Genomic DNA, 25,086 nt, shown 5'->3' with positions numbered 1-25,086 from the left:
GGACAGATGAAAACGCAGTCACCGCTGGTTACATTACGCGAGTTGGCCCAAAAAGAGGTCGAAAAAGCAGCGACCCAATTGGGGCAAGTGCGTAAAGCTTATCAACAAGCTGAACAACAACTGAAGATGCTGTTAAACTATCAGGAAGATTATCGTGATAGGTTACAAGCGACGATGTCAGCAGGCATGGCCAACACCAGTTGGCAAAATTTCCAGCAATTTATTCAAACGCTGGATGTCGCTATTACTCAGCATCAGAAACAATTGCAACACTGGAATTCTCGTCTGGATCTGGCGATGAAAACCTGGCAGGAAAAACAAATTCGCCTGAATGCCTTTGAAACGCTACAAGAGCGCGAAGATGTCAGGCAACTCGCGCGTGAGAATCGTCTTGATCAAAAACGGATGGATGAATTTGCCCAACGGGCTTCTCTGAGGAAAACAGATTTATGATACTGCCAATCGTTACTACAACAGCAAATACCGGCGTCAGTGAAGCCGCAGGGTCAGCTTCTGGGTTGCTCACCTCCGAGCAGCTTCCTCAGGATTTTGTCCAACTGTTATCCCTGCATCTGCCCAAGAAAACCGCCACAGCCGCGATCCCGGCGGATAATAGCTCTGCACTGAGCGGCAAAGACAGTAAACAAAAGTTGCTGGATGCATTGACGGCACAAGATATTGACTTAAACCAGCAAGACCTGAATACGCTGCTGACGGTCATTAACGCCCAAGGTACACCGGATGACAAATCATTGTCAGAGCTGGTGACGTCATTGCGCAAGTCGTTTGCTCAAGGGCACGATGATAGCCTTGAGAAAAGCGCTGACGACGCCAAGTCCACAGATACTCAGGCAGTACAGGCATTGATGGCAATGTTAACACCCGCAGCACCACAAAACATGGAAATGTCATCCTTGCTTCAGGGAACACAGTCACTTTCTTTACCGGGGCTGAATAGTACCGCAGCGCAGAGCAAAGATGATAGTGCGACAGCATCCTTATTCACCACCCTCTCTTCGCGTGATGCAGTGACCAGTAAAAGTGATACGCTGGCAACAGCAATGTCCACAGTGAAGACAAATCGTTCTGTTGCAAATGACCAGGCTCAGGTTCAAGCTCAGGCAGATGATAGCGCCCAAATGCAGGATAAAACCGCCGCACTGGCCCAAACGTTCACAGAGGTAACAAGACAGGATAGCAGCGTCAGCCAAACGCCGTTAACAGGACATACTGCTGCCGTAACGCTGGCGCCCAATGCTCAAACGTCAATGACGAACAACATCGCACAACCCGGTGCCAGCGCGCAGCTAAATGCCCAACTGGGCACAACGCAATGGCAGGATTCTCTCAGTCAGCAAATTATTATGCTGAGCCGCAGTGGACTACAGAGTGCACAATTGTGCTTGCATCCAGAAGAGTTAGGTACACTGCATATTTCATTGCGACTGGATGATAATCAGGCACAGATTCATCTGGCTTCAGCGAACAGTCAGGTACGCAGCGCTCTTGAAGCCGCGCTGCCTCATCTGCGAACCGCAATGGCGGAAAGCGGTATCAACTTAGGTCAAAGCAGTGTTGGTGGCGAAAACAGCGGTTGGCAGCAGGCGCAGCAACAGATGGCAAGCGGCATGAATAGCGGCTCGGGTGACGAGAGTACCTCTTATCGTCAACAATTTGCTGCGAATGCGCACTATGACAACGAGCCCACTGATATTGATATGTCAAGCACGGTGGTTGCGCGGCCAGTGAGCGGTGTCGATATTTTTGCATAAACCTTAGGCAAACGAACAAGTTAGCGCGGTTTTTCTGGTTTATTCTTTGTATTGAACTGACGAATAGACAGGATAATCATTAACATCATATATTCATTTAGTGCTACAAAATGATGGCATTAGATATTGATTAATAATAGGAATTCTCTTTGGCTATGGCAGACATGCAAGCTGGTTCACGGCGTAAGCGCTCTATCTGGGTAATATTGCTTATTATCATTGCGCTGGCGGCGACAGGAGCTGCGGGTGTGTCTTGGTGGATGTTGTACCACAAAACTCCCTCTGCTGAGCAGGAGGTTCCGCCTCCCCCTGCACTGCCTGTCTTCATGCCGTTGGACACGTTTACTGTCAATCTGGTCAACGCCGACAACAATCCCGATCGTGTCCTTTACGTTGGTTTCACGTTGCGTTTGGCTGATGAAGAAACCAGAACACGTTTGACAAATTATCTTCCCGAAGTGCGTAGCCGCTTGTTATTGCTGCTGTCACATCAGGATGCCATCTCCTTGGCAAACGAGCAGGGTAAGCAAAAGTTGATTGAGCAAATCAAGCAGGTGCTGAGCCCCCCACTGGTCCCTGGACAGCCAAATCAGGTGGTTACTGATGTGTTGTTCACTGCCTTTATTTTACGGTAATCCTTATGGGCGATAGCATTCTCTCTCAAGCAGAAATTGACGCATTGCTCAACGGCGGCAGTAGTGATGACGCCAGCAATGCCAACGCCGCTGCGAAATCTGACGGCGATGTCAAACCCTATGATCCCAATACACAGCGACGTGTTATTCGTGAACGCCTGCAAGCGTTGGAGATCATTAATGAACGTTTTGCGCGCCAATTCCGTATGGGATTGTTCAACCTGTTGCGTCGTAGCCCGGATATCACGGTAGGCGGTATAAAAATACAGCCTTATCATGACTTTGCTCGTAACTTGCCGGCGCCTTCCAACCTCAACCTGATTCACCTGAAACCCTTGCGCGGTACGGCACTGTTTGTGTTTTCACCGAGCCTGGTGTTTATCGCGGTGGATAACCTGTTCGGTGGTGATGGACGTTTTCCGACAAAAGTAGAAGGCCGCGAATTCACGCATACCGAACAACGTATTGTGAAACGCATGCTGCGTCTGGCTCTGGACGCCTATGGCGAAGCTTGGAACGCGATTTATAAACTCGATATCGAGTACGTGCGTTCTGAAATGCAGGTGAAATTTACCAACATCACCACATCGCCGAACGATATCGTGGTGACAACACCGTTCCATGTTGAAATCGGTACATTGTTGGGTGAATTTAGTATTTGCATTCCTTTCTCAATGATTGAACCGTTGAGGGAAGTGCTGACCAATCTACCGTTGGAAAACTCGCGCCAGGAAGACCAAAATTGGCGAGAAACCTTAGCTAAACAGGTACAACACTCAGAGTTGGAACTGGTGGCAAATTTTGTCGATATTCCATTGCGTCTCTCCAAAGTATTAAAACTACAGCCGGGGGACGTACTGCCTATCGACAAGCCCGAACGCGTCATTGCACACGTTGATGGCGTTCCGGTGTTAACCAGCCAATACGGCACACTGAATGGGCAATATGCCTTGCGCGTCGAACATTTGATTAACCCTATTTTGAATTCTCTAAATAATGAGGAACAGCCCAATGAGTGACACCAAGAAACCGTCCGATGATAAGGAACCTGTGGACGATCTGTGGGCTGATGCGTTTAACGAGCAACAAGCCGCAGAAAAGCCCAGCGCGACAGATAACATCTTCAAGAGTCTGGATCCTTCCGATGCACTCGGTAGCTTGCAGGATATTGACCTAATCCTCGATATCCCCGTCAAACTGACGGTTGAACTCGGCCGCACCAAAATGACCATCAAAGAGCTGCTGCGCTTAACGCAAGGTTCAGTGGTGGCGCTGGACGGCTTGGCGGGTGAACCGCTGGATATTCTGATCAACGGCTATCTGATTGCACAGGGTGAAGTGGTGGTGGTATCGGATAAATACGGGGTGCGTATTACCGATATTATTACTCCCTCCGAGCGGATGCGTCGTTTGAGTCGCTAATGGCCGATACTCACCCCCTTTCCCCTGCGCCGTCGGCACCGGTAACACATGCCACGACGCAGGTTGCCACAGCTCCCTTCCCCGCCAGTTCACTGCTTACGCAAGTAGGCTCTGTACTGGTGGGCGTTTTAATGCTGATCCTCGCGATTGCCTGGGTGGTGCGTAAACTCGGTTTAACCCTCCCCATTAAGCAAAATAAGCTGGTCAAGGTGGTTTCAAGCTGTCAGGTTGGGCAACGAGAACACGTTGTTGTGGTGGAGATTGAGGATACCTGGTTAGTTCTGGGCGTAACGGCGCAACAAATCACGCCGTTACATATCCTGCCCGCCAAAGAGATGGACGACACTCCAGCTGGAGAGATGGCCATACCGGTCGATTTTCGGCAGTTACTCAATAAAGTCATCAAACGTCCGGAAAAATCGGAATGAAAGCGCGCCTTCCTGTTTCACCGCTATCAGTGCTAAAGCGCGGACTGCCAATATTGGCCGCCGTTTTGGTGTTATTTACCCCTTCAGTCTGGGCGCAATTGCCGGGTATTATCAGCCACCCTTTGGCAAACGGCGGTCAAAGTTGGACATTGCCGGTTCAAACGCTGGTTTTCCTGACGTCTCTGACGTTTATCCCGGCAGCCATGCTGATGATGACCTGTTTTACACGCATCATCATTGTTCTGGGCTTATTGCGTAACGCATTAGGTACCCCCACTGCGCCGCCTAATCAGGTGTTGCTGGGTTTAACGCTATTTCTGACTTTTTTCATCATGTCCCCCGTACTGAACCGTGTTTATGATGAAGCCTATGTGCCGTTCAGTCAGGATCAGATCAGCATGCAAAAGGCGATTGAACGCGGTGCGCAACCTTTACGCGAATTCATGCTGCGCCAGACGCGTCAATCCGACCTTGCGCTATTTACACGTCTGGCACAGATGGGCGAGATTCAGGGGCCAGAAGCCGTGCCAATGCGCGTCCTGGTCCCGGCGTTTGTCACCAGTGAACTGAAAACCGCCTTCCAGATTGGTTTTACCATTTTCATTCCGTTTTTGATTATCGATCTGGTGGTGGCCAGCGTACTGATGGCGCTTGGTATGATGATGGTGCCACCGGCGACCATTTCGTTACCGTTCAAGCTGATGCTGTTTGTTCTGGTTGACGGGTGGCAATTGTTGCTCGGTTCACTTGCACAAAGTTTTTACAGTTAATTCCTACTGAGGTTGCCCGATGACGCCAGAATCCGTAATGGCTTTAGGCTATGAAGCAATGAAGATCGCACTGGCGCTTGCGGCCCCTCCCTTGCTCTCAGCGCTGTTCAGCGGGTTAATCATCAGTTTGTTACAGGCCGCAACCCAGATTAACGAAATGACGCTGTCATTTATTCCCAAAATTCTGACGGTGTTCTTCACACTGGTGATCGCAGGGCCCTGGATGCTCAGCCTGATGCTGAATTATATGCGCACGTTGTTCGGCCAGTTGCCGACGATCATTGGCTAACCATGCTGACGCTTGATAGCACACAGTGGGATCTCTGGGTCAACCAGTTCCTGTTGCCCTTGATACGTATTTTGGCTTTAATCACCACCTGCCCTGTGTTTAATGAGCGCGCCGTTCCAGCCCAGGTGAAAATCTGTCTAGGGCTCGTGATTACCCTGCTGGTAGCGCCCTATTTACCCGTTAATACCACGCCTTTATTCTCTATTGGCGGCGTCTGGATTATTCTCCAACAGTTATTGATCGGTGCCGCACTAGGTTTCACCATGCAATTGGCTTTTGCTGCTGTCAGGTTATCGGGCGAGCTGATTGGTATGCAGATGGGGTTGGCGTTTGCCACCTTTTTTGACCCCACCGGCGGGCCAAACATGCAGGTACTGGCGCGTTTTCTCAACATCATGGCTATGTTGCTCTTTATGGCGTTCAATGGTCATTTATGGATGATATCGCTGATAGCCGACAGCTTTTATACCCTGCCAATCAGCACGGCACCGCTTAGCGGTGATGGATTCCTGGGGCTGGCCCGGGCGGGGAGCTTGCTATTTATTAACGGAGTCATGCTGGCACTGCCGTTAATTACTTTGCTGCTGGCGCTTAATATCTCTCTGGGCTTGCTGAACCGCGTTGCACCGCAGCTCACCGTTTTTGTCATTGGTTTCCCATTAACTTTGACCGTAGGCATCATGACGCTCGGTATGCTGCTTTTTCTGCTGGCTCCATTCACCAAACATTTGTTCAGCGAAATCTTCAATGTTCTTGCTGACGTGTTGACTCGACTAACCAGAACCCCTTGATAGCATTATCCGAAACTGATCGAGGCCAGTGCATTTTACGCTGCTTGCAGGGAAAATTGCGGGTTCAGAAAGGAAAGGAATAAAACAAAAAACGGCACATCATTTAAGAAATGACATGCCCAAAGAATACGCCCGGTTTAAGCGCATTCAAATCTGTGCTGCATCACCGTCCGTTACTTATTAATCTGGAACAGTGACATACCCCGCATATTTTGATACGTGGTATAAGCAGCCTGTAACGAGGCTTGCTGCATGATATAAGTAGAGATTGATGACACCCAATCCGTATCCACCAACGCACTCTTAGTCTGTGAGTTAGCCATTTTGCGGTCTGCACCAATTGTATCAAGCTGATCCAACTCTTGAGATTGGATACCAATCGCCGATTCGACCGAGGATACGTTATTCAGTGAGTTACGTAACCCACGGTTCGCTGTAGCCAATGCAGCCTGAAGCGCTTCTTGTGCTGCTGTGTCACCGTCCGCAATGGGTGTTTTCAGCGTGTTAATGGCGATATCCAAGGTGGCAAACAGATCTTTCTGAATTGAGCCATCCGGTTCCTTTACTGCATCGCCAATAGCACTATTGAATACCTGTGGTCCGATATTGCTCACCGTCATGGTGCGGCTAGAATCAACCTGCTGTGAAATTGCGGTGAATCCACCAACATAACTCACTACTTTGGTCGTGGGATCCTGCACATAAGGTGCAGTAGTCGTCTGATAGCCAGCAAAGATATAGTTGCCATTCCCATCCGTCGTATTGGCAATGTTCAACAACTGCTCTTTGAGCCCTTCCAATACTTTGGCCTGAGTATTCCGATCGTCATCACTTTTTACACTGCCTGCACTGATGACTTCGGTCGAAGCCGACGTTACCGCTGTAACAATACTCCCCAGCACCGACAATTCTAACGACATGCTCTGGCGAGAAAAAGTTCTGGCTAAGGTATATTGGTCGGTCTCCGCCTGCGCCTGACCGATCATGATAGCCTGAGAAGCAGCAATAGGATTATCTGAAGGTGTCGTTACCTTGGTGCCACTGGCCAGCTGCTCTCCCGCTTTCTGCCAAATGGACTGACCATTCAGAATACCATTCATATTCTGCTGATATATCATGCTGGTGCTTAAACGCATGGTATAAATTCCTCTTTATTCGATCGCCAATCAGCTGCGCATAGAGAGCAGCGCGTCAAAAAGTGCCTGTGCAGTTTGAATCACCTGAGCATTCGCCATGTAATACTGTTGGTAGCGCATCAGGTCGCCATATTCTTCGTCCAGGTTTACACCTGACACGGACTTCTGCTCAGCGGTTAGCTGTTTCACCACGTTCTGTTGTGATGTGTTATTGATTTTCAGCGCGCTGGTCTGGTTACCGATCTCACCCACGATACCCGCGTAAGCTCCAGTGAAGGTGGCCGTGCCGCCAACAATCTTCTGGTTCTGCAAGGCCAACATCGCCTTGGCATTGGTATTATCATTCGGCCCACCGGACTCGCCGGGCACTTCGTTCCCATCTTCATCCAACTTGGTCGATGCTGCCGCCACTTTATTCGGATCGCTAATAGCCACTTTCATATCAATAATGACGTCACTCACTGGCTTGAGCAGATACGTATCACCAGCAACCAAAGGCGTACTTCCCGCAGTAACCGTTACTTCGAGGCCATCAAAGGTGAGCTTGCCATCAGCATCCGGCGTCAAACCCGTTATTGTTGTATTGGTTGCTGTACGGGTGACATCCCATGACGTGCCGTTATAGCGCATTGAGTAGTCCGTTGCCTGTACCGCTTTGGTATCTTTATAGGCCGCACTCAGCACCGCATTACCGGTATTTTTACTGTTTTCGTATACGACTGGACCGCCAAATTCAAAGAAATCAACGCCTGGCGTACCGTTATAGTCATACCCTTCTTTATGTTGGGTATTGAACGCGTCAGCAAATGCCAGCGCCAATTGGTTAACCTGATTGCGTGTGGTATCGAGGGTAGCGCTTCTGAACGAGATGAACCCTCCCAGTTTGCCACCGGATATGCTACTTTCGCGAAGCTCGCTGACGCCTACGGTCGGATCGTCATACCCTACCGCCACACGCTGTGGATCGCTGCTAGAGGGAACAGTCACCAAATTAAAGCTGCGCGTCCCCTGTACCAGGTTCATGCCATTCTTGAGCGACACGTTATAAATGGTACCATCTTGAACCGCAACGTCCACGCCCACCAGTTTATTGAGTTCATCCACCAACAGATCGCGCTGATCGAGCAGATCGTTGGGTTGCGCCCCTTGGTTAGCACCCAGCAGACGCGTAATTTCTTTGTTCAGATTTGCGATCTGGCTAGTGTAGGTATTTACCTGACCAATCACACTCTGGATTTCACTGTTAATGCTGGAATCCATGTCGCGCAGATATTTGTCGGTGACCTGAAACTGGTTAACCAGTCCTTGTGCTTTACCGATCATGGTTTGACGCGCAGAAGAATCCCCTGCGTTATTCGCGACGTTCTGCAGGTTGGTGAAAAATTCCTGCAAGGATGAAGAGAGATTGGTAGTACTGCTTGCCAGCAAGTTATCAATTTTCGATATCTGTTCGTAGCTGGTCGTTACTGAACTACTGGTGGTTTGCGCTGAACGCAGTTGGGTGGCGATAAATTCGTTATAATCCCGATTGATTGAAACCAAATTTACACCGTTACCAATGTAGGCATTGCCGATCTTCGTGCCCGCCGCTTGTTCAAGCAGTGCGGTCTGTCGGCTATATCCCGTCACCGCCTGGTTACTAATATTGTTGCTGACCGCGCTCAATGCTGCCTGCGCGGCCTTCAGCCCACTCATCGCAGTATTTACCAAATTGGCCATGAAACCTCCTTTCCACGGGCGTGAATGCCATACAAATAGACAAGATACAGAAAGTGATTGACCCACTTTCATCGCTAATACCAGTTATCGGCAAGACAGCGAAAACCTTCAGAAAAAAATCAAAACAGTTGGCTTAAATCATGGGTGTACGCTTTAACTGCTTTCTCACTGGTATTCTTCATCTGCTGAATCATGCTGATCAGTTTCTGCGCATACTGCGGGTCGGTAGCATAGCCGGCACGCTGCAAAGCGTGAGCGGCTTGTTCCGCACTTCCTGCCGCTGCAACATTGCTATAGCGCGGGTTATTGGTCAGCAGTTTGACGTAATCGCCCAACGCATCCATGTAGGAGTCGTAAACGCGGAAGCTGGCCTTGACCTTTTTCGCCACGCCATCTTCATACTCGGTGGTGGTGATCTCGGTGACCGGGCCATCCCAGTTACTGCCCGCCTTAATACCAAACAGGTTGTGGCTTGGGCGGCCATCCGCCGTGGGGATTTCACTCTGTCCCCAACCGGATTCCAACGCTGCCTGAGCCATAATAAGGTGATGGGGAATGCCGCTTTGCTGGCTGGCTATCTGTGCAGGCACGGCGAGTTGCGAAACAAAATTGCTGCTGGAAAGCGGCAACGCTGAGCCGCTGGCGGGTAATTTAGGTACGGCTTTACGCACCATTTGCTCTACTTCGGCTGTCGGCATCGTTCTGAGCAAGGCTCCGTCAAAACGCAACGTGCTCTCCTCTGCCGCAGCAGAGGAAGGGATGTCCGCGTTCTGCGTCGCCGTCAGTTGCTTGACCATGACATCTGCCAACCCCAGTCCTTTTCCTGAAGCAATTTTCTGCCCCACCTGCTGGTCATACATCGAAGTATACAGCTTAGTTTGCTCGTTGTTTAGCAGCCCATCTTCCATCGTTGCCGAACGCATGCTTTTCATCATCAGTTGGACAAAAATACCTTCCATCTGGCGCGCAACCGCTCGAATTCCCTCTTTACTTTGCGGATCGGTAGAGACTTCACGCTTGAGTGAATTTAATGACTGCGCGTCATACGCAGCATTATGGAGCGACTGAATATCGGCCATTAGATGATTTCCAGTTTAGCGCGCAGGCAGTCTGCACTTTGCATCGCTTGTAAAATCGACATCAGCTCCATCGGTGTCGCGCCTAAGGAGTTCAACGCACGCACCACATTGTTCAGGTTGGCACTGGCATTAACGCGCTGCAATGCACCGCCTCCTTGCTGGAGCGAAATTTCGGTCTGCGGTGTCACTACCGTTTGCCCACCCGCTAACGGCGTATCCGGCTGACTGACAACATTTTGCTGATTGATAGTGACAGAAAGATTACCCTGCGCGATGGCACAGCTTTGCAAGGTGACTTCGCGGTTCATCACCACGGAGCCGGTACGAGAGTTAACGATAACCTTGGCATCCTGAAGACCAACGTTAACATCAAGGTTCTGTACGTCCGCCAAAAAACGTACCTGCGAACTGTTGCCACGCGGTGCAATCACCTGAATGGTGCGCGAGTCAACGGGTGTCGCACTGCCGCCTAAACCTGAGCGGTTAATCGCATCGCTGACACGCTGCGCCATGGAAAAATCATCCTGCTTGAGTTGCAGCATTATCAGATTAGACGAGCCAAAGGTAGAAGGCAGTTCCCGCTCAATCACCGCGCCGTTGGTAATACGCCCACCCGCCAACTGGTTGACCTGCACGCTGCTACCACCGGCGGCGGCACCCGCGCCACCGACCAGTACGTTACCTTGCGCCAGCGCGTAAACCTGGTTGTCCACACCTTTCAGCGGCGTCATCAACAGCGTACCGCCGCGCAAGCTTTTGGCATTCCCCATTGAAGAGACAACAACATCAATAGATTGCCCCGCACGACCAAAGGCAGGAAGTTTGGCCGTCACCATCACCGCCGCCACGTTTTTCAACTGCATATTGGTACCTGCCGGCACGGTGATACCTAACTGTGACAGCATGTTCGTCAACGTTTGTGTGGTAAAGGGGGTTTGCATCGTCTGGTCACCCGACCCGTCTAGCCCCACCACCAAACCATAACCAATCAAAGAGTTTTCCCGCATGCCTTGTATATCAACAAGGTCACGGATCCTGTCGGCCTGCGACGACGCAGGCAGGAAAGCCACCAGGGCTAACATCAGGCTAAGAAACGACGCGATCCGCATTCTGTACCTCTTCACTTAGCTTAGAACGGAGAAACGTTGAGGAAGAAACGCTGCAACCAGCCCATGTTTTGCGCTTCATTGATATACCCGTTGCCAACATATTCGATACGGGCATCTGCCACCTGGGTGGAAGGCACAGAGTTAGCGCCACTGATGGTTCGTGGATTCACAACGCCAGAAAAGCGGATAAATTCAGTCCCCTGATTGATGGCAATCTGCTTCTCGCCCACCACATGCAGGTTACCGTTAGCTAACACCTGCCCCACCGTTACAGTAATAGTACCACTGAAGGTGTTATTGGCATTGGCACCGCCTTTGCTGGCAAAGTCATTTTTACCCTGTGCTTCTAGGTCAGCACGATTATTGCCCAACGGCCCTTCCAGATAGCGCGGCGCGGTTATTACACCGAATGATGAGGAACCATCCCGACTGGCAGACGCAGATGAGCTCTTGCTGGCGCTGACGTTTTCCTGCAAAACGATGGTCAGGATATCACCGACATTTCTCGGCCGCCGGTCTTCAAACATCGGCTGGTAGCCATAATTCATCGGCTGAACCGCCTGGAAAATGGATCCATTTGGCGCTGCGGCTGAAGGCGGTGCGGGCTGTGCCGAGGTGGGACCGGTAACCACTTTATCATGAGGAATATAGGCGCAACCGCTTAGCGCCAACATCACGACCAACGCCAGCGAACGCGGCTGGCACAACGGTTTGATAACCGGCTTTTGCATCATCATCACTACGGATATCGCCTTATAAAGGTTGCCCATTTATTCATGCTCAACGGGGCAATGACAAGGATAAAGCGGGAAACTGACACATCACCGTTTTATCCTTGTCATCGCCCCGTCAATCGCCCGGTTTTACAACTGGGTCAGTTTCTGCAACATCTGATCGGAAGAGGAGATCGCCTTACTGTTGATCTCATAGGCACGCTGAGTCTGGATCATCGAGACCAACTCCTCCGCCACGTTGACGTTAGAAGTTTCTACAAATTTTTGATACAGCAATCCTGCACCGTTCAACCCAGGGTTAGTTTCATTTGGCGCGCCGGAACTGGTGGTTTCCAGATAGAGATTTTCACCAATGCTTTCCAAACCGCTGTCATTGATGAAAGTAGCCAGCGTCAACTGACCAATCTGGTTCATCGCTGTCTGGCCCTGCAATTTGACACTGACGATACCGTCACGACCGATTGAAAGTTCGGTGGCATTAGCAGGAATAGTAATTGCCGGCTGTACCAGATAGCCGCTTGAAGTGACCAACTGGCCGTTTCCATCCAGTTGAAATGCGCCATCACGAGTATAGGCGGTGGTACCATCAGGCATCTGTACCTGGAAGAAACCTTGCCCACGAATCGCAACGTCCTTGGAGTTACCGGTTTCAGACATACCACCTTGCGTATGAATACGCTCTGTCGACACAGGACGTACCCCCATCCCTAATTGCAGCCCGGAAGGTAAGGTAGTTTGCTCAGAGGACTGAGCGCCCGGTTGGCGAATGGTTTGGTACAGCAAATCTTCAAACACGGCGCGCTGGCGTTTAAAACCATTGGTGCTGACGTTCGCCAGGTTGTTGGAAATAACGTCCATATTGGTTTGCTGTGCGTTCAAACCGGTTTTTGCAATCCATAACGAACGGATCATAAAGCAACTCCTTCACGAAAATAGCGTGTTAGCTTATCGCCAATAACTGATTGGCACTCTGGGCATTAGTGTCGGCACTGCTAATCACTTTCATCTGCATGTCGAAGCGGCGTGAGTTAGCAATCATATCCACCAGGGCACCAACCGAATCGACGTTGCTGCCTTCGAGTACGCCAGGCATGACGCGCACGGTGGGATCGTTCTGTAATACATTGCCGCGCTGCTGCTGGGCTGCCGGCGTCAAACGGAACAGGCCATCGTCGGAACGCGTTACTTCTTGTCCTGTCGCTTTCACCAGCTTCAAGCGCCCTAACTGAGCAATGGTATTGGGCGCATCACCAGCATTCAGCGAGGAAATAGTACCATCGGCAGAGATACTGATTTGTGCATTGGGCGGAATTTCAATCGGACCACCATCGCCCACCACAATGCGCCCCTGGATGGTCAACTGTCCATCGGCATTGATTTCCATATTCCCATTACGGGTATAGGCTTCTCCGTTTGCGGTTTGCACTGCCAACCAACTCTCTTTAGGCAGTGCAACATCCATGGAACGTCCGGTGTAATCTATGACACCTTCCAACATATCCGCTCCCGGCGTAGAGGCCACAACCAATGTCCGGGTTTGGTTGGTCGGTCCATTGATGGGCACTGCACGCAGCGCAGCTAATTGTGACTTAAAACCCGGTGTTGATGCATTGGCCAGGTTGTTGGTCGTAATCGCCTGCTTTTCAAGTGACTGGCTGGCGCCACCCATCGCTGTATAAATCACGTGATCCATGGAGTTTCTCCGCTAAACGATTAACGCATGCTGACAAGCGTTTGCAGGATGGAGTCCTGCGTTTTAATGGTTTGCGCGTTAGACTGGTAGAAACGTTGAGCAACGATCATATCCACCAACTCTTTACTCATGTCCACGTTTGAGCTTTCTGTCATATTGCCAAGCAACGTACCCAGGCTACCGATACCTGCTTGACCGATAACCGGTTGACCGGATTTCTCGGTGCTGGACCATACGTTATCGACCTCAATTGACAGCCCTTCCGGATTAGAGAAACTGGCCAGTGCAATCTGCCCCAGAGGCTGTGTTCTGTCGTTGGAGTATTTGCCGGTTATGACACCGCCATCGCTAACGCTATAACCGATCAGGCTACCCGACCTATAACCGTTCTGAGTTGGGGTTTTGTTGCTGTTTGAACCAAAGTTCTGTTGCACGCTACCAGCAAAATCAAGAGTAAACGAAGATGCCAGAGAGCCATTCAGCGACTGCAGCGGGATGGTACTCGCCCCCGTGACAGTAGCGGTGCCCGTTACCTGCGTCTGTGATTTCAACGCGCCGCTTTCCGTAAACTCCAGTGCAATTTTAGTGAAAGCAGAACCTGCGACTGAGCCATCCTGAACGTTTACGGTCCACTTGTTATCGCCCGTTTTTTCGAAATACAGACCGATGTTATGGGGGTTACCCAGTGTATCGTAGACGGTGATCGAACCCTTGTAGTTCGCCGTTTCGGGATTAGCCGGATCAAAAACTTTAACAGCATCAGAAGAGTTCAGGTTGGCAATAATTGAAGCAACTGTCGTCTGTTGGGCAGCCATCGCCGTTTCAGGGATAGTCAACGGCACCGGAGCAGCCCCTTGCTGAATAGTCGGCGGAGTACCGATAACCGGGTATCCCGTCAGCAACATGCCTTGCATGTTAACGATATTGAGGGTAGCGCCATCCAGAGTAAACTGGCCATTACGGCTAAAATACACTGAACCACTGCTATCCTGCATGCGGAAGAAGCCATTGCCGCTGATCGCAACATCCAGCGCACGTGTACTAGAGTTCGGAGGACCATCACCGAAATCCTGCAATGTGGAAGCGACCTTTGTCCCTAAGCCCGTACCACCCGTAAACATATCTGCAAACGCAATAGTGCCCGTTTTAAAACCCACGGTTGACGAGTTGGCAATGTTGTTGCCAATAACGTCCAGTTGTTTCGCTGCGGCATTCAAGCCGCTGACCGCTTGATAAAAACTCATGGTGCTCTCCGGATGAATCGCTTAAATGATGCTTCAGAAACGGTTTCAAGGTCAGCCAGATTCCGTGCGCAACTCTATCTTTCAGTTACAAAATCTGCCGCACGTCGTCCAACGTCGCTTTGCCTTGTAGCCCCAGATCCAACTGGGCACCAGAGTCATTGCGAACCACCCCATTAACCAGGGCATAACGTAATGGCTGTATAGTTTGTTGGGCACCATTGGTACTAGCCGCAACAGTAAAGGCGTATGAACCATCAGGAGCAGCCGTGCCATCTGTCACCTTGCAATCCCAACCCCAAGAGTGCACGCCAGCAGTAAGTGCGCCAAGTTCCAGACTGCGCACCACCTTACCCGTACTGTCAGTGATGGTGACAGTGACGTTTTCCGCAGCACTTTCAAGCTCAAGTCCAAACGGAGTGCTGGTCTCTTTGCCCACCAAAATCTCGTTCCCCGGCACCATCACGCCATGACCAATCAAGGTGGTAGCCTGTATCGATTGGTTATTGTTGATTTGCCCAGAAATGGAACCCAGCGTGGTGTTCAGCTTCTCAATCCCACTTACCGTGTTCAACTGCGCCAACTGACTGACCAGTTGATTGTTGTCCATGGGATTGGTGGGATCCTGGTTTTTTAACTGTGCGACCAGCAGCGTCAAAAATTGATTCTGTAGATCGGCACTGGTGTTTGCCGCTACAGAATTTGACGAGCTGCTGGAGCTGCTTGTCTTGCTGGCGGAAGTACTATCATTAATCGTGACTGACATTTGCACGTGTCTCCCGGTTATTGCCCGATAGTCAATGTTTTCAGCATCATCGTTTTAGTAGTATTAAGCACCTCAACGTTAGCCTGATAACTGCGTGAAGCAGAAATGGTGTTTACCATCTCGGCAACCGGATCCACGTTTGGCATACGCACATAACCTTGCCCATCTGCCAACGGATTACCGGGTTCATAAACCAGACGCGCGGGCGAAGTATCTTCAATGACATTGGCGACGCGTACGCCCCCTGTCGCCTGCCCTGCGGGTGCAGCCACTTCAAAAACAACCTGTTTGGCACGATAAGGTTGCCCGTCAGGGCCGGTCACACTGTCTGCGTTCGCCAGGTTACTGGCACTGACGTTCAAACGCTGAGATTGCGCTGAGAGCGCGGAGCCGGAAATATCAAATATGCTTAGCAGTGACATAACGCCTTAGCCTCCTCTTTCATCATTCTCAGGAAGAACCTGATTGCAGTACTGACATCATGCCTTTGATCTGACCACTTAATACGGTAAGACTGGTTTGATATTTCAGGCTGTTGTCGGCAAAATTGGTACGTTCACGATCCATATCGACTGTGTTGCCATCAAGGGCGGGTTGATCGGGAACGCGATACAACAAATCAAGTTCTGGCGGCTGAAAATTCTGTGCCGGGATATGGCGAGTGGAGGTGGTTTTCAACGCAATCCCCGTGCCGCTCACTCGGCCTTGCTCCATCACTTTGTTGAGCTGGCCGGCAAAATCGATATCACGCGCCTGATAACCCGGCGTGTCAGCATTGGCGATATTCGCTGCCAGGATTTCTTGTCGTTGGGCACGCAGATTCAACACTTCCTGTTGAAACCGGAATGAGGCGTCAAGTTTGTCGAGCATGCTCCCTCCGCAAATGAGAATTTAGAGTTGGTAGGATAATTCCGATGCTGATAACGCCATCGCGAGAATAAGCGCAAAATGCAACGCTATTTGTTGCCTTAACGCGCGCCCAAGACCCTTACACTAGGCAAGGCAGTGATTAGCAAGAGGTGAAGTCAGTGAAAACCAAGTTTTACCCCATTTTGTTTGCGCTACTGACCAGCCTGATAGGGAATGTGCATGCCGCCGATTTGCAGGCTCAGCTTGAGCAATTTTTTCACGCCCGCTTTCCAGACAAACACAACAGCGTGACCGTCGTGATTAAAACACCGCAGGAACAATGGCCGCAGTGCAAAGTGCCACTGCTGACATTGCCCCATACGCGCGTATGGGGCAATGTCAGCATCTCCGTTCGTTGTGGCGAGCAGCGGCGCTTCATCCAGGCGGAAGTGCAGGTAACGGGAAATTATCTGGTCAGTGCCCGGCAGTTGCGTCGCGGCGTGACGCTGGCGGCGGCAGATGTGCGTCAATCCACAGGGCGGTTGGATCTACTGCCGCCGCCAGCGCTGTTGCTCGCCAAAGAAGCATTGGGTGCCGTGTTATTGCGCGATCTCCCGCCAGGGCAACCCCTCACCAGCGCGATGCTGCGGCACGCATGGGTGGTAAAATCAGGACAAACCGTGCAAGTGCTGGCGCAAGGGGTGGGTTTTAGCATCAACAGCGAAGGTAAAGCGACGAGCAACGCCGCTGCCGGACAATCCGTGCGCGTACGCATAGCGTCTGGCCAAATCGTCAATGGTGTTGCAGGAGAAGACGGTGTTATTTATATTGCGCAATAATAAATTAAAGTATTTGCCATTGTTGCCGATAATAGCTTCAGAGTAAATTTTGCGTCGCCCCTTCCTTTCGTGCGGCGTTTATGTAAATAAACCTGAGTGGAATCAGGTTATTATTTAACCTTTTGACACCTCATTTTAGAGGGTAACATTATGAGCATTGAACGCACCCAGCCGCTGAAGCCCGTTAGTCAAGTACAGTCTCGCGACGTCAGTGAAGCGACGAAGCAAAAGCGTGTACAGACACCCGTACAAAGCGAAGTGGCAGGGACCCAGGTCAAGTTAAGCGATGCGCAAGCACGTTTAATGCAGCCTGGCACTCAGGATATCGATATGAACCGTGTCGAGACGCTGAAGCAGGCCATCCGTGATGGCTCTTTGCAAATCGACGCAGGTAAAATCGCTGATGCACTGATCAAAGATACTCAAGACTTCTTAGCGAATAATTGATACTTATGGAAAAATTGCAAGCAACGCTCGATGCGGTACTCGATACCCTAAACCAGTTGGGCAGTATTTTATCAGAAGAGCAAACCCTGCTCTGTGCTGGTCATATTAACAGCATTGCTTTACAGAAGGTCACTGATACCAAAAGTGCCACCTTAGCTACTGTGCAATATCTCGATAAGAACCGGCAAGAGATTGAAGCGCGTTTGCAGCTTCAGGCGCCTTATGAATCAGACACCGAACTGTTCGAGCGTTGGCAAGCGATTCAAACATTAACTGCCCGCCTGCATGATATGAATAAACACAACGGTCTGTTGTTGAACCAGCATATCACTTATACTAACGAAGCCATTGCGATACTGAAACCCCGCCACGGTCAGAGTCTTTATGGCCCTGATGGACAATCATCGGGATTAGTGGTTGGCGGCAGGAAAATCAATCTATAGCGCGATGTTGTGCGCACGTCGAATCACTCATAATTAACGGCGATTTCAACTTGCCGTATGTCTATTGGGCGATAAACACACCCTTTACCTTCCAAAAAATAGGTAAATCGAAACTCGCTGGTGGCTGGCAAACCACGGAAAGCTTGGGTCTGCCCACTGCCGCCTTCAATTTCAGCGCAGCGTTGTACCGTACACAGTTTAACGCGCAAGCCAGGATCATAGACCCCGTCGACGGTATAACGCCAATAAACCACAGTAATCACATTGTCAGTTTTAACACCCTGCGCCGGCGTTGGTGCCAAGGGGGATGAATTAAACAGTTGACCACGATACGTCAACATCACTCCAGATTTGCTGGCATTCCACCCGCCTTGTGCCGCGTAGACCGTCAAGGGAGCAAGCACCAATAATAGTGCAGAGAGTCGTTTCACATTCATTATGCCTCTCCGATCATCGCCGTCATTCTTATCTGCCGACTGTCACTGATTTCAAGATTGGATAGCACTGCCATCTGCGGCAAGCTGCGGTGTAGAAAGCGCGCAAGTAAACCACGGAGAGCATGGTTAACTAACAGCACAGGCGGTGCCCCCAGCATTTCCTGACGACTTAGCGCCTGCTTGGCCTGAACCAAAAGTCGATCGGCCAGCCCCGGCTCCAGCCCGCTGCCGCCTTGCAAAGCTTGCAGCAAAATTCGCTCAAGCGAGCTGTCCAGGCCTATAACTTGCAACTCGCCGCCACCCGGGAACCATTGCTGAGTGATTGCCCGGCCCAACGCAACGCGCACGACCGTCGTTAGCTCATAAGGATCGGGTTGAACGGGTGCATGTTCAGCAAGTGTTTCAACGATGGTACGCATATCGCGAATAGAAACTTTCTCTTTCAGCAGGTTTTGCAACACCTTGTGCAAGGTCGTCAGAGTCACAACGCCCGGAATCAAATCTTCGGTCAGCTTGGGCATTTCCTGCGTGACACGATCCATAAGTTGCTGCGCTTCCTGACGGCCAAACAGTTCGCTCGCATAGAGACCAATCAGGTGATTAAGGTGGGTCACAACGACGGTGCTGGCTTCCACTACCGTATAGCCTTGCGTTTGCGCTTGCTCTTTCAATACCCCTTCAATCCACACCGCAGGCAAACCAAATGCCGGATCTTGCGTCTTATCACCCGGCAACTCGCCAAACGCATTTCCAGGGTTAATCGCCATCCAGCGGCCGGGATAGGCTTCGCCATGCCCCACTTCAACCCCTTTCATCAGAATACGGTAGCTTGCAGGCGGCAATTCCATATTGTCCCGAATGTGCACCACTGGCGGCAGGAAGCCCATCTCTTGTGCGAACTTTTTGCGAATACTGCGAATTCGCCCCAGCAATTCACCGTCCTGCTGATGATCAACCATGGGAATCAGTCGGTAGCCAACTTCCATTCCCAGCGAATCTTCTAATTGCACATCAGACCAGGTCGCCTCTATCACTTTCGGTTTTTCATGCAGTTGCGGTTCTACCCCTGCAGCAGGAACAACGCTTTCGCGTTTTTTCATCCAATAGGCCAAGCCCAGCAGCCCTGCGGTGAACAGCAAAAACACAAAGTTGGGCATCCCCGGCACCAGGCCGATCAACCCCAGCACTGCGGCACTAAGGATCATCACGCGCGGATTGTTGAACAGTTGGGTGACCATTTGCTGGCCAACATCCTGGTCAGTGCTGACACGGGTAACGATCACACCAGCCGCGGTAGAAATAACCAACGCGGGTATCTGCGCAACCAGACCATCACCGATGGTCAGCAACGTGTAGCTTTCTGCCGCTTGTCCCATCGGCATATTGTGTTGTACAACCCCAACCAACAAACCACCGACAATGTTGATCACCATAATGATCAAACCGGCGATGGCGTCACCTCGCACAAACTTACTGGCACCGTCCATTGAACCGTAAAAATCGGCTTCTTGTGTCACTTCCGCACGGCGCTTTTTCGCTTCATCTTCACCGATCAATCCGGCGTTTAAATCCGCATCAATCGCCATCTGTTTACCTGGCATCCCATCGAGGACGAAACGGGCTCCCACCTCAGCAATACGTCCGGCACCCTTGGTGATAACCATAAAGTTGATCAGCACCAGAATAATGAACACCACGATACCGATAGCAAAATTACCGCCCACCAAAAAGTGACCGAATGCTTCTACTACGCGTCCCGCTGCCGCACTGCCCGTGTGACCTTCAAGCAAAATAATACGCGTCGATGCAACGTTCAACGACAGACGTAACAATGTGGAGAACAGCAAAATGGTTGGAAAGGCGGCAAAATCCAGCGTGCGCTGGGTAAACATCGCGACCAACAACACCATGATCGAGAGCGCAATATTAAAGGTAAAGAGCAGATCCAGAATGAAGGGAGGCAGCGGCAACACCATCATGGAGAGGATCAACATGATAAGAACCGGGCCAGCCAAAATTTGCCACTGGGTATTTTTAAATGTGGTCGGTAGACGCAGTAAAGAGGCCAAATCAGGCATCGGTATTCATCTCTTCATTATTGGGTACAAAATCAAGCGCTTTCGGGACAGGAAGATTTTTGGGTTTACGTGGGATGAGTCCCCCCTCACGCCGCCAGCGCCTTAACTGGTAAACCCATGCCAATACTTCTGCCACGGCAGCATACAGTGTTGCCGGAATATGTCCGCCTATTTCTGCATGGCGAAACAGGGCTCTCGCCAACGGTGGAGCCTCCAAAACAGGAATGCGATGTTCAGCACCAAGTTCCCGAATACGCAATGCAATCTCTCCGGCACCTTTTGCCAACACCTTGGGCGCATTCATTTTTTTATCATCATATTGCAAAGCAACCGAGTAATGCGTCGGGTTGGTAACGATCACATCCGCCTTTGGCACATCGGCCATCATACGCCGCTGGGCCAGCGCGCGCTGTTGTTGTCGTATCCGCCCTTTCACATGCGGATCGCCTTCACTCTGTTTATGTTCATCACGGATGTCCTGCTTGCTCATCCGCAATTTTTTAAAATGGCTCCAGAGCTGCCAGAAAACGTCAAAAGCCACCATGGGTGCGAGTCCCACGATGACAAAGAATGCACATATTGCCACCAGTTCCAGGGCATCTCCCAACGCTGCAATCGGCGGTTCAGAGACCAAATGGAGCATCTTCGGCCAGTTATGCAATAAGAACCAACCCGCAATCGACCCCACTAATATAGATTTGAGGATGGCTTTGAACAGCTCGGCCAACACTTGTGAGGAAAATATGCGCTTAAGACCACTGATTGGGTTTAGCTTTGTCAGGTTGAATTTTATGGAATTTAGACTGAATAACACGCCCCCCAGTAACATCGGAGCACCAATAGCTACCAGTACCGCGCCCAACATCAGGGGAACCAACGCCGAAACGCCCTGCATCAACAAGGATCCTAAATGGCGCAATAGCAGCTTGTCATCACTAATCAAGCCGGGATCGAAGTGGAGCCCTTGCGCCACCATGGCAGAAAGCTTTTGCGCCATCGCACTACCGCCAAACCACAAGAGCGCCAGTCCTGAAATCAGCATTAACAAAGACGTCAGTTCGCGCGAACGCGGAACCTGTCCCTCTTCCCTCGCCTTCTCTTGTCGGTGGGGTGTGGGGGCCTCTGTTTTTTCCAGGTCGCTATCTTCAGCCACAGCCGTGTTCCGATCGCATTCTGTCAGGTTGAGGAATAACGCTTAGCATGACAAATGTCAGCAATCCTTATGGCTTGAACAACGAAACAAACCTATAGCTTATTCAGGGATAGGGTAAACCCAATAGAAACACCGTGACTGACCAACAGATCAATCACGGTGTCAATGAAGGGGGCATCAGCGGGAGGTTTAAGGTTCCCCCCTCTCCCACTGATTACATCAAAAGCCCAGGATATCGAGCAAGTCATCTACCTGATCCTGACTGGACACCACGCTGGCGGCGGTTTTATCCATCTGAGGGCCGTTGAGCAAGCTGTCATTTGGCCGTTTCTTCTCAGCCGATTGCTCTGGCATGTTTTCCAACAACACCATCAGCAATTGTTTTTCGATTTCCTGAATCACCGTCATCATGCGTTTGATAACCTGACCGGTAAGACCCTGGAAATCTTGTGCCATCATGATTTCCAACAACTGTGCATTGGTAAAAGAGGTGTGCTGTGGTACATCATTCAAATAATTACGCGTATCCGTGACCAGTTCTTTTGCTTCTGCCAGTTCAATCGGATTTTCGAACTATTGATCCCAACGTGCCTTCAGCGACTTGGCTTCAGACTCAAGTTGGTTTTGTACTAGCTGGGCGGCTTCAACGCTGCTTAGTGCACGTTCTGCCGCTTGCGCCGTCATTTGCGCCACATAGTCCAGACGATCGCGTGCATCGGGAATCGCTTCCGCGGCTTCAGCAATCGCCTGATCCAAACCCAGTTCGCGCAAGCTGTCACGCAGCATACGTGTCAATTGGCCAATACGGGAAATGATCTCCGTTGCTGAAGCAGTATCATTCACCGGTGGCATAGGATGTGACGTCATACGATCCCCTTACATGCCTAATTTTTCGAAAATCTTATTAAGTTTTTCTTCCAGGGTCGCTGCAGTGAACGGCTTGACAACATAGCCGCTAGCACCCGCCTGAGCGGCAGCGATGATGTTCTCTTTTTTCGCTTCCGCCGTGACCATCAGCACAGGCAGGCTAGAAAGTGAACCATCAGCACGGATCGTTTGCAGCAGCTCCAGACCATCCATATTGGGCATATTCCAGTCGGAAATCACAAAATCAAAACCGCCGGCGCGCAATTTGTTCAACGCGTCAGCGCCATCTCCTGCTTCTTCCACATTATTAAATCCCAGTTCATTCAGTTGGTTACGAACAATTCGGCGCATAGTCGAAAAGTCGTCCACTACCAAAAATCTGAGTTCTTTATCGGCCATACCTACTCCTAATTTTTATTGCTCCCTTGGAGCTGCTGTTGCTATATACGTAATGCCTGTCCGGTAGAAATTTGTGCCAGCATACGCTGGCTCACCTGGCTTAAATCTACCACTTCATCGACGCCCCCCATCGCAATGGCTTCGCGCGGCATACCAAACACCACACAGCTTGCCTCATTTTGCGCCAGGGTGTAAGCGCCAGCCTGATGCATTGCCAGCATCCCGGCCGCGCCGTCGTTTCCCATCCCAGTGAGGATAACCCCCACCGCATTTCGCCCGGCATACTGCGCGACCGAACGAAACAACACGTCTACCGATGGGCGATGCCGATTTACCGGCGGCCCGTCATTCAAGAGTACCTGATAGTTGGCACCGCTTTTCACTAACTCCAGATGGCGAGCTACCGGTGCAATATACGCATGTCCCGGCAAAACACGCTCGCCGTCTTCCGCTTCTTTCACCGTAATCTGACACAGTTTATTCAAGCGCTCAGCAAAAGATTTGGTGAAACCCGGCGGCATATGCTGTGTGATCAGCAATGCCGGGCTCGTTGCCGACAGTGGTTGCAGTACCTGACGAATCGCCTCGGTACCGCCCGTCGACGCGCCGATGGCGATCAACTTCTCACTGCCCAGTATCGGCGTGTACTGAATAATTTTGGTTGGTTCGCTGGACGTACTGCGCTGCGGCAGGCGCGCCTTGGCCGCCATGCGAATTTTCTCAGCGATCATCTCGCTGTAGGCCAACATCCCTTCGCGAATACCCAACTGCGGCTTGGTAACAAAATCAAGGGCCCCCAACTCCAGAGCACGTAACGTCACTTCAGAGCCTTTACCGGTGAGCGACGAAACCATCACCACAGGCATGGGCCGCAAACGCATCAGTTTTTCCAAAAAGTCCAATCCTTCCATGCGCGGCATTTCCACATCCAGCGTCAATACCTGCGGATTAAACTTTTTGATCAAATCGCGGGCAACCAGCGGATCAGGCGCGGTGGCAACCACTTCCATATCCGGATGACTGTTAATAATTTCCGTCATGATCTGGCGCATAAGCGCCGAGTCATCTACACAAAGTACTTTAATCTTGCTCATTATCTTTCCTTAGCCAACCCATAGACCGTCTGCCCGCGCCAGTAGAACTCCCGACTGATCTGGCTGAAGTTTTCTGAATGGCTGGCAAATAATAACCCACCCGGCTTAAGCATAGGAACAAAGCGACGCAAAATGCGCCCCTGCGTCTCTTTATCAAAGTAAATCATTATATTACGGCAGAAGATAGCATCAAATGGCGCAGGGACATCCCACGTTGGTGCCAACAGGTTCAACTGCTGGAAATGGGCCATCGCGGCCAGTTCAGGCCGTACGCGCACCAAACCGCTATGGGGCCCGGTCCCGCGTAAAAAGAATTTCTGCAATTGCTGTGGAGAAAGCGTGCGCAGCTCCTCTTGGCGGTAAATACCCGCCGTGGCTTTTTCCAACACTTGCGTATCGATATCACTGGCCCAGACCTGACAGCCACTGACGCGGTTGCCCAACACCTCAGCCAGCGTGATCGCCAATGAGTAGGGTTCTTCACCGGTTGATGCCGCTGTACTCCAGACGGTATAGCCGTTCGGCCTGGAGCGCGCATGCTCGGCAAGAATCGGAAAGTGATGCGCCTCGCGAAAAAACGCCGTCAGGTTTGTCGTCAGGGAGTTAACAAACGCCTGCCATTCAGGGCTGTTGACATCCGCTTCCAACAACGCCAGATATTGCCCGAAATCATTAAGCCCCAGGGTGCGTAACCGCCTCACCAGGCGGTTGTAAACCATTTCACGTTTATGATCGGTCAGCACGATACCGGCGCGCTGGTAAATCAACTGACTGATACGCCGGAAATGCGTATCTGACAACGGCAATCTATCGACCATCTGCGTCAGGATAGACGCAGATTCAAGGCGATTTGGCGATGGGTTATTTTTCATATCAAACCGCTCAAACATCAATTA

At 50.9% G+C, this 25,086-nt stretch carries 29 protein-coding genes and 1 pseudogene; 12 read left to right on the top strand and 18 right to left on the bottom strand.

Annotated elements, in window-relative coordinates; translation table 11 throughout:
* Nucleotides 1-6: 6 nt before the first annotated feature.
* From fliJ to fliR, 9 genes are all read left to right on the top strand, one after another.
* Nucleotides 7-453 carry a flagellar export protein FliJ gene (gene fliJ / locus ACMZI0_RS12915; protein ID WP_415673247.1) on the top strand — a complete coding sequence of 149 codons (447 nt, stop codon included), beginning with the start codon at nucleotides 7-9 and terminating at the stop codon, nucleotides 451-453.
* Nucleotides 450-1,772: a flagellar hook-length control protein FliK gene (locus ACMZI0_RS12910; RefSeq protein ID WP_415673246.1), complete on the top strand. Its 1,323-nt coding sequence runs from the start codon at nucleotides 450-452 to the stop codon at nucleotides 1,770-1,772. Before fliJ ends, ACMZI0_RS12910 begins: the two co-directional genes overlap by 4 nt.
* 155 nt (nucleotides 1,773-1,927) lie before the next feature.
* On the top strand, nucleotides 1,928-2,407 hold the full coding sequence (fliL, locus tag ACMZI0_RS12905) for a flagellar basal body-associated protein FliL (RefSeq protein ID WP_415673437.1): 480 nt from the start codon (nucleotides 1,928-1,930) through the stop codon (nucleotides 2,405-2,407).
* Nucleotides 2,408-2,412: 5 nt separating this feature from the next.
* Complete coding sequence (fliM, locus tag ACMZI0_RS12900; protein ID WP_415673245.1) at nucleotides 2,413-3,426, top strand: flagellar motor switch protein FliM; 1,014 nt, start codon at nucleotides 2,413-2,415, stop codon at nucleotides 3,424-3,426.
* Nucleotides 3,419-3,829 (top strand): flagellar motor switch protein FliN, encoded by a 411-nt coding sequence (gene fliN / locus ACMZI0_RS12895; RefSeq protein ID WP_415673244.1) that lies wholly within the window; start codon nucleotides 3,419-3,421, stop codon nucleotides 3,827-3,829. The genes fliM and fliN overlap by 8 nt, the downstream gene beginning before the upstream one ends.
* Nucleotides 3,829-4,257 (top strand): flagellar biosynthetic protein FliO, encoded by a 429-nt coding sequence (gene fliO, locus ACMZI0_RS12890; RefSeq protein WP_415673243.1) that lies wholly within the window; start codon nucleotides 3,829-3,831, stop codon nucleotides 4,255-4,257. The genes fliN and fliO overlap by 1 nt, the downstream gene beginning before the upstream one ends.
* Complete coding sequence (fliP, locus tag ACMZI0_RS12885; protein WP_415673242.1) at nucleotides 4,254-5,027, top strand: flagellar type III secretion system pore protein FliP; 774 nt, start codon at nucleotides 4,254-4,256, stop codon at nucleotides 5,025-5,027. Before fliO ends, fliP begins: the two co-directional genes overlap by 4 nt.
* A 19-nt stretch (nucleotides 5,028-5,046) precedes the next feature.
* On the top strand, nucleotides 5,047-5,316 hold the full coding sequence (fliQ, locus tag ACMZI0_RS12880) for a flagellar biosynthesis protein FliQ (RefSeq protein ID WP_415673241.1): 270 nt from the start codon (nucleotides 5,047-5,049) through the stop codon (nucleotides 5,314-5,316).
* 2 nt (nucleotides 5,317-5,318) lie between these two features.
* A complete protein-coding gene (gene fliR / locus ACMZI0_RS12875) occupies nucleotides 5,319-6,107 on the top strand; it encodes a flagellar biosynthetic protein FliR (RefSeq protein ID WP_415673240.1) in 789 nt (262 codons plus the stop codon).
* Between the two features lie 173 nt (nucleotides 6,108-6,280).
* Here the strand turns inward: fliR and flgL are convergent, their stop codons facing one another.
* The 11 genes from flgL to flgB form a co-directional block, all read right to left on the bottom strand.
* A complete protein-coding gene (gene flgL / locus ACMZI0_RS12870; RefSeq protein WP_415673239.1) occupies nucleotides 6,281-7,243 on the bottom strand; it encodes a flagellar hook-associated protein FlgL in 963 nt (320 codons plus the stop codon).
* A gap of 30 nt (nucleotides 7,244-7,273) precedes the next feature.
* Complete coding sequence (gene flgK / locus ACMZI0_RS12865) at nucleotides 7,274-8,962, bottom strand: flagellar hook-associated protein FlgK (protein ID WP_415673238.1); 1,689 nt, start codon at nucleotides 8,960-8,962, stop codon at nucleotides 7,274-7,276.
* Nucleotides 8,963-9,081: 119 nt separating this feature from the next.
* Complete coding sequence (flgJ, locus tag ACMZI0_RS12860) at nucleotides 9,082-10,041, bottom strand: flagellar assembly peptidoglycan hydrolase FlgJ (RefSeq protein ID WP_415673237.1); 960 nt, start codon at nucleotides 10,039-10,041, stop codon at nucleotides 9,082-9,084.
* Nucleotides 10,041-11,150 carry a flagellar basal body P-ring protein FlgI gene (locus tag ACMZI0_RS12855; RefSeq protein WP_415673236.1) on the bottom strand — a complete coding sequence of 370 codons (1,110 nt, stop codon included), beginning with the start codon at nucleotides 11,148-11,150 and terminating at the stop codon, nucleotides 10,041-10,043. The genes flgJ and ACMZI0_RS12855 overlap by 1 nt, the downstream gene beginning before the upstream one ends.
* Nucleotides 11,151-11,170: 20 nt before the next feature.
* A complete protein-coding gene (locus tag ACMZI0_RS12850) occupies nucleotides 11,171-11,884 on the bottom strand; it encodes a flagellar basal body L-ring protein FlgH (protein ID WP_415673436.1) in 714 nt (237 codons plus the stop codon).
* 129 nt (nucleotides 11,885-12,013) lie between these two features.
* Nucleotides 12,014-12,796 carry a flagellar basal-body rod protein FlgG gene (flgG, locus tag ACMZI0_RS12845; RefSeq protein WP_415673235.1) on the bottom strand — a complete coding sequence of 261 codons (783 nt, stop codon included), beginning with the start codon at nucleotides 12,794-12,796 and terminating at the stop codon, nucleotides 12,014-12,016.
* 28 nt (nucleotides 12,797-12,824) lie between these two features.
* Nucleotides 12,825-13,577: a flagellar basal body rod protein FlgF gene (locus tag ACMZI0_RS12840; protein ID WP_415673234.1), complete on the bottom strand. Its 753-nt coding sequence runs from the start codon at nucleotides 13,575-13,577 to the stop codon at nucleotides 12,825-12,827.
* A gap of 20 nt (nucleotides 13,578-13,597) precedes the next feature.
* Nucleotides 13,598-14,821 (bottom strand): flagellar hook protein FlgE, encoded by a 1,224-nt coding sequence (flgE, locus tag ACMZI0_RS12835; RefSeq protein WP_415673233.1) that lies wholly within the window; start codon nucleotides 14,819-14,821, stop codon nucleotides 13,598-13,600.
* A gap of 85 nt (nucleotides 14,822-14,906) precedes the next feature.
* On the bottom strand, nucleotides 14,907-15,584 hold the full coding sequence (gene flgD / locus ACMZI0_RS12830; protein WP_415673232.1) for a flagellar hook assembly protein FlgD: 678 nt from the start codon (nucleotides 15,582-15,584) through the stop codon (nucleotides 14,907-14,909).
* Between the two features lie 17 nt (nucleotides 15,585-15,601).
* On the bottom strand, nucleotides 15,602-16,006 hold the full coding sequence (gene flgC, locus ACMZI0_RS12825; RefSeq protein ID WP_222157446.1) for a flagellar basal body rod protein FlgC: 405 nt from the start codon (nucleotides 16,004-16,006) through the stop codon (nucleotides 15,602-15,604).
* A gap of 28 nt (nucleotides 16,007-16,034) precedes the next feature.
* Complete coding sequence (gene flgB / locus ACMZI0_RS12820) at nucleotides 16,035-16,454, bottom strand: flagellar basal body rod protein FlgB (RefSeq protein WP_415673231.1); 420 nt, start codon at nucleotides 16,452-16,454, stop codon at nucleotides 16,035-16,037.
* 158 nt (nucleotides 16,455-16,612) lie between these two features.
* On the opposite strand from flgB, the gene flgA reads away from it, so the two are divergent.
* The 3 genes from flgA to ACMZI0_RS12805 all read left to right on the top strand — a co-directional run bounded on the left by flgA (nucleotide 16,613) and on the right by ACMZI0_RS12805 (nucleotide 18,162).
* Nucleotides 16,613-17,272, top strand: coding sequence for a flagellar basal body P-ring formation chaperone FlgA (gene flgA / locus ACMZI0_RS12815; protein ID WP_415673230.1), 660 nt, complete (start codon nucleotides 16,613-16,615; stop codon nucleotides 17,270-17,272).
* A 150-nt stretch (nucleotides 17,273-17,422) separates the two neighbouring features.
* A complete protein-coding gene (gene flgM, locus ACMZI0_RS12810) occupies nucleotides 17,423-17,719 on the top strand; it encodes a flagellar biosynthesis anti-sigma factor FlgM (protein ID WP_415673229.1) in 297 nt (98 codons plus the stop codon).
* A gap of 5 nt (nucleotides 17,720-17,724) precedes the next feature.
* The gene (locus tag ACMZI0_RS12805) at nucleotides 17,725-18,162 is read left to right on the top strand and encodes a flagella synthesis protein FlgN (protein WP_415673228.1); all 438 of its coding nucleotides are present in this window, start codon (nucleotides 17,725-17,727) and stop codon (nucleotides 18,160-18,162) included.
* A 23-nt stretch (nucleotides 18,163-18,185) separates the two neighbouring features.
* On the opposite strand, the gene ACMZI0_RS12800 is transcribed toward ACMZI0_RS12805, so the two are convergent.
* From ACMZI0_RS12800 to cheR, 7 genes and pseudogenes are all read right to left on the bottom strand, one after another.
* Nucleotides 18,186-18,599, bottom strand: a complete 414-nt coding sequence (locus tag ACMZI0_RS12800; RefSeq protein WP_415673227.1) for a flagellar protein FlhE — start codon at nucleotides 18,597-18,599, stop codon at nucleotides 18,186-18,188.
* The gene (gene flhA / locus ACMZI0_RS12795) at nucleotides 18,599-20,677 is read right to left on the bottom strand and encodes a flagellar biosynthesis protein FlhA (RefSeq protein ID WP_415673226.1); all 2,079 of its coding nucleotides are present in this window, start codon (nucleotides 20,675-20,677) and stop codon (nucleotides 18,599-18,601) included. Before flhA ends, ACMZI0_RS12800 begins: the two co-directional genes overlap by 1 nt.
* The gene (gene flhB / locus ACMZI0_RS12790) at nucleotides 20,670-21,830 is read right to left on the bottom strand and encodes a flagellar biosynthesis protein FlhB (protein WP_415673225.1); all 1,161 of its coding nucleotides are present in this window, start codon (nucleotides 21,828-21,830) and stop codon (nucleotides 20,670-20,672) included. Before flhB ends, flhA begins: the two co-directional genes overlap by 8 nt.
* 219 nt (nucleotides 21,831-22,049) lie before the next feature.
* Nucleotides 22,050-22,697 (bottom strand): annotated as a pseudogene (gene cheZ, locus ACMZI0_RS12785) (protein phosphatase CheZ).
* Between the two features lie 9 nt (nucleotides 22,698-22,706).
* The gene (gene cheY / locus ACMZI0_RS12780; RefSeq protein WP_415673224.1) at nucleotides 22,707-23,096 is read right to left on the bottom strand and encodes a chemotaxis response regulator CheY; all 390 of its coding nucleotides are present in this window, start codon (nucleotides 23,094-23,096) and stop codon (nucleotides 22,707-22,709) included.
* 41 nt (nucleotides 23,097-23,137) lie between these two features.
* On the bottom strand, nucleotides 23,138-24,190 hold the full coding sequence (locus ACMZI0_RS12775) for a protein-glutamate methylesterase/protein-glutamine glutaminase (protein ID WP_415673223.1): 1,053 nt from the start codon (nucleotides 24,188-24,190) through the stop codon (nucleotides 23,138-23,140).
* Nucleotides 24,190-25,062 (bottom strand): protein-glutamate O-methyltransferase CheR, encoded by an 873-nt coding sequence (gene cheR / locus ACMZI0_RS12770; protein WP_415673222.1) that lies wholly within the window; start codon nucleotides 25,060-25,062, stop codon nucleotides 24,190-24,192. Before cheR ends, ACMZI0_RS12775 begins: the two co-directional genes overlap by 1 nt.
* Nucleotides 25,063-25,086: the final 24 nt, after the last annotated feature.

This window comes from Symbiopectobacterium sp. (assembly GCF_047692315.1).
Lineage (GTDB): Bacteria > Pseudomonadota > Gammaproteobacteria > Enterobacterales > Enterobacteriaceae > Symbiopectobacterium.
This window is presented reverse-complemented; position numbering and strand designations above follow the sequence as displayed.

Excerpts from the sequence above, each read along its gene's own strand:
- fliJ (WP_415673247.1), top strand. The coding sequence starts at position 7 with ATGAAAACGCAGTCACCGCTGGTTACATTACGCGAGTTGGCCCAAAAA.
- ACMZI0_RS12910 (WP_415673246.1), top strand. The coding sequence starts at position 450 with ATGATACTGCCAATCGTTACTACAACAGCAAATACCGGCGTCAGTGAA.
- fliL (WP_415673437.1), top strand. The coding sequence starts at position 1,928 with ATGGCAGACATGCAAGCTGGTTCACGGCGTAAGCGCTCTATCTGGGTA.
- fliM (WP_415673245.1), top strand. The coding sequence starts at position 2,413 with ATGGGCGATAGCATTCTCTCTCAAGCAGAAATTGACGCATTGCTCAAC.
- fliN (WP_415673244.1), top strand. The coding sequence starts at position 3,419 with ATGAGTGACACCAAGAAACCGTCCGATGATAAGGAACCTGTGGACGAT.
- fliO (WP_415673243.1), top strand. The coding sequence starts at position 3,829 with ATGGCCGATACTCACCCCCTTTCCCCTGCGCCGTCGGCACCGGTAACA.
- fliP (WP_415673242.1), top strand. The coding sequence starts at position 4,254 with ATGAAAGCGCGCCTTCCTGTTTCACCGCTATCAGTGCTAAAGCGCGGA.
- fliQ (WP_415673241.1), top strand. The coding sequence starts at position 5,047 with ATGACGCCAGAATCCGTAATGGCTTTAGGCTATGAAGCAATGAAGATC.
- fliR (WP_415673240.1), top strand. The coding sequence starts at position 5,319 with ATGCTGACGCTTGATAGCACACAGTGGGATCTCTGGGTCAACCAGTTC.
- flgL (WP_415673239.1), bottom strand. The coding sequence starts at position 7,243 with ATGCGTTTAAGCACCAGCATGATATATCAGCAGAATATGAATGGTATT.
- flgK (WP_415673238.1), bottom strand. The coding sequence starts at position 8,962 with ATGGCCAATTTGGTAAATACTGCGATGAGTGGGCTGAAGGCCGCGCAG.
- flgJ (WP_415673237.1), bottom strand. The coding sequence starts at position 10,041 with ATGGCCGATATTCAGTCGCTCCATAATGCTGCGTATGACGCGCAGTCA.
- ACMZI0_RS12855 (WP_415673236.1), bottom strand. The coding sequence starts at position 11,150 with ATGCGGATCGCGTCGTTTCTTAGCCTGATGTTAGCCCTGGTGGCTTTC.
- ACMZI0_RS12850 (WP_415673436.1), bottom strand. The coding sequence starts at position 11,884 with ATGATGCAAAAGCCGGTTATCAAACCGTTGTGCCAGCCGCGTTCGCTG.
- flgG (WP_415673235.1), bottom strand. The coding sequence starts at position 12,796 with ATGATCCGTTCGTTATGGATTGCAAAAACCGGTTTGAACGCACAGCAA.
- ACMZI0_RS12840 (WP_415673234.1), bottom strand. The coding sequence starts at position 13,577 with ATGGATCACGTGATTTATACAGCGATGGGTGGCGCCAGCCAGTCACTT.
- flgE (WP_415673233.1), bottom strand. The coding sequence starts at position 14,821 with ATGAGTTTTTATCAAGCGGTCAGCGGCTTGAATGCCGCAGCGAAACAA.
- flgD (WP_415673232.1), bottom strand. The coding sequence starts at position 15,584 with ATGTCAGTCACGATTAATGATAGTACTTCCGCCAGCAAGACAAGCAGC.
- flgC (WP_222157446.1), bottom strand. The coding sequence starts at position 16,006 with ATGTCACTGCTAAGCATATTTGATATTTCCGGCTCCGCGCTCTCAGCG.
- flgB (WP_415673231.1), bottom strand. The coding sequence starts at position 16,454 with ATGCTCGACAAACTTGACGCCTCATTCCGGTTTCAACAGGAAGTGTTG.
- flgM (WP_415673229.1), top strand. The coding sequence starts at position 17,423 with ATGAGCATTGAACGCACCCAGCCGCTGAAGCCCGTTAGTCAAGTACAG.
- ACMZI0_RS12805 (WP_415673228.1), top strand. The coding sequence starts at position 17,725 with ATGGAAAAATTGCAAGCAACGCTCGATGCGGTACTCGATACCCTAAAC.
- ACMZI0_RS12800 (WP_415673227.1), bottom strand. The coding sequence starts at position 18,599 with ATGAATGTGAAACGACTCTCTGCACTATTATTGGTGCTTGCTCCCTTG.
- flhA (WP_415673226.1), bottom strand. The coding sequence starts at position 20,677 with ATGCCTGATTTGGCCTCTTTACTGCGTCTACCGACCACATTTAAAAAT.
- cheY (WP_415673224.1), bottom strand. The coding sequence starts at position 23,096 with ATGGCCGATAAAGAACTCAGATTTTTGGTAGTGGACGACTTTTCGACT.
- ACMZI0_RS12775 (WP_415673223.1), bottom strand. The coding sequence starts at position 24,190 with ATGAGCAAGATTAAAGTACTTTGTGTAGATGACTCGGCGCTTATGCGC.
- cheR (WP_415673222.1), bottom strand. The coding sequence starts at position 25,062 with ATGAAAAATAACCCATCGCCAAATCGCCTTGAATCTGCGTCTATCCTG.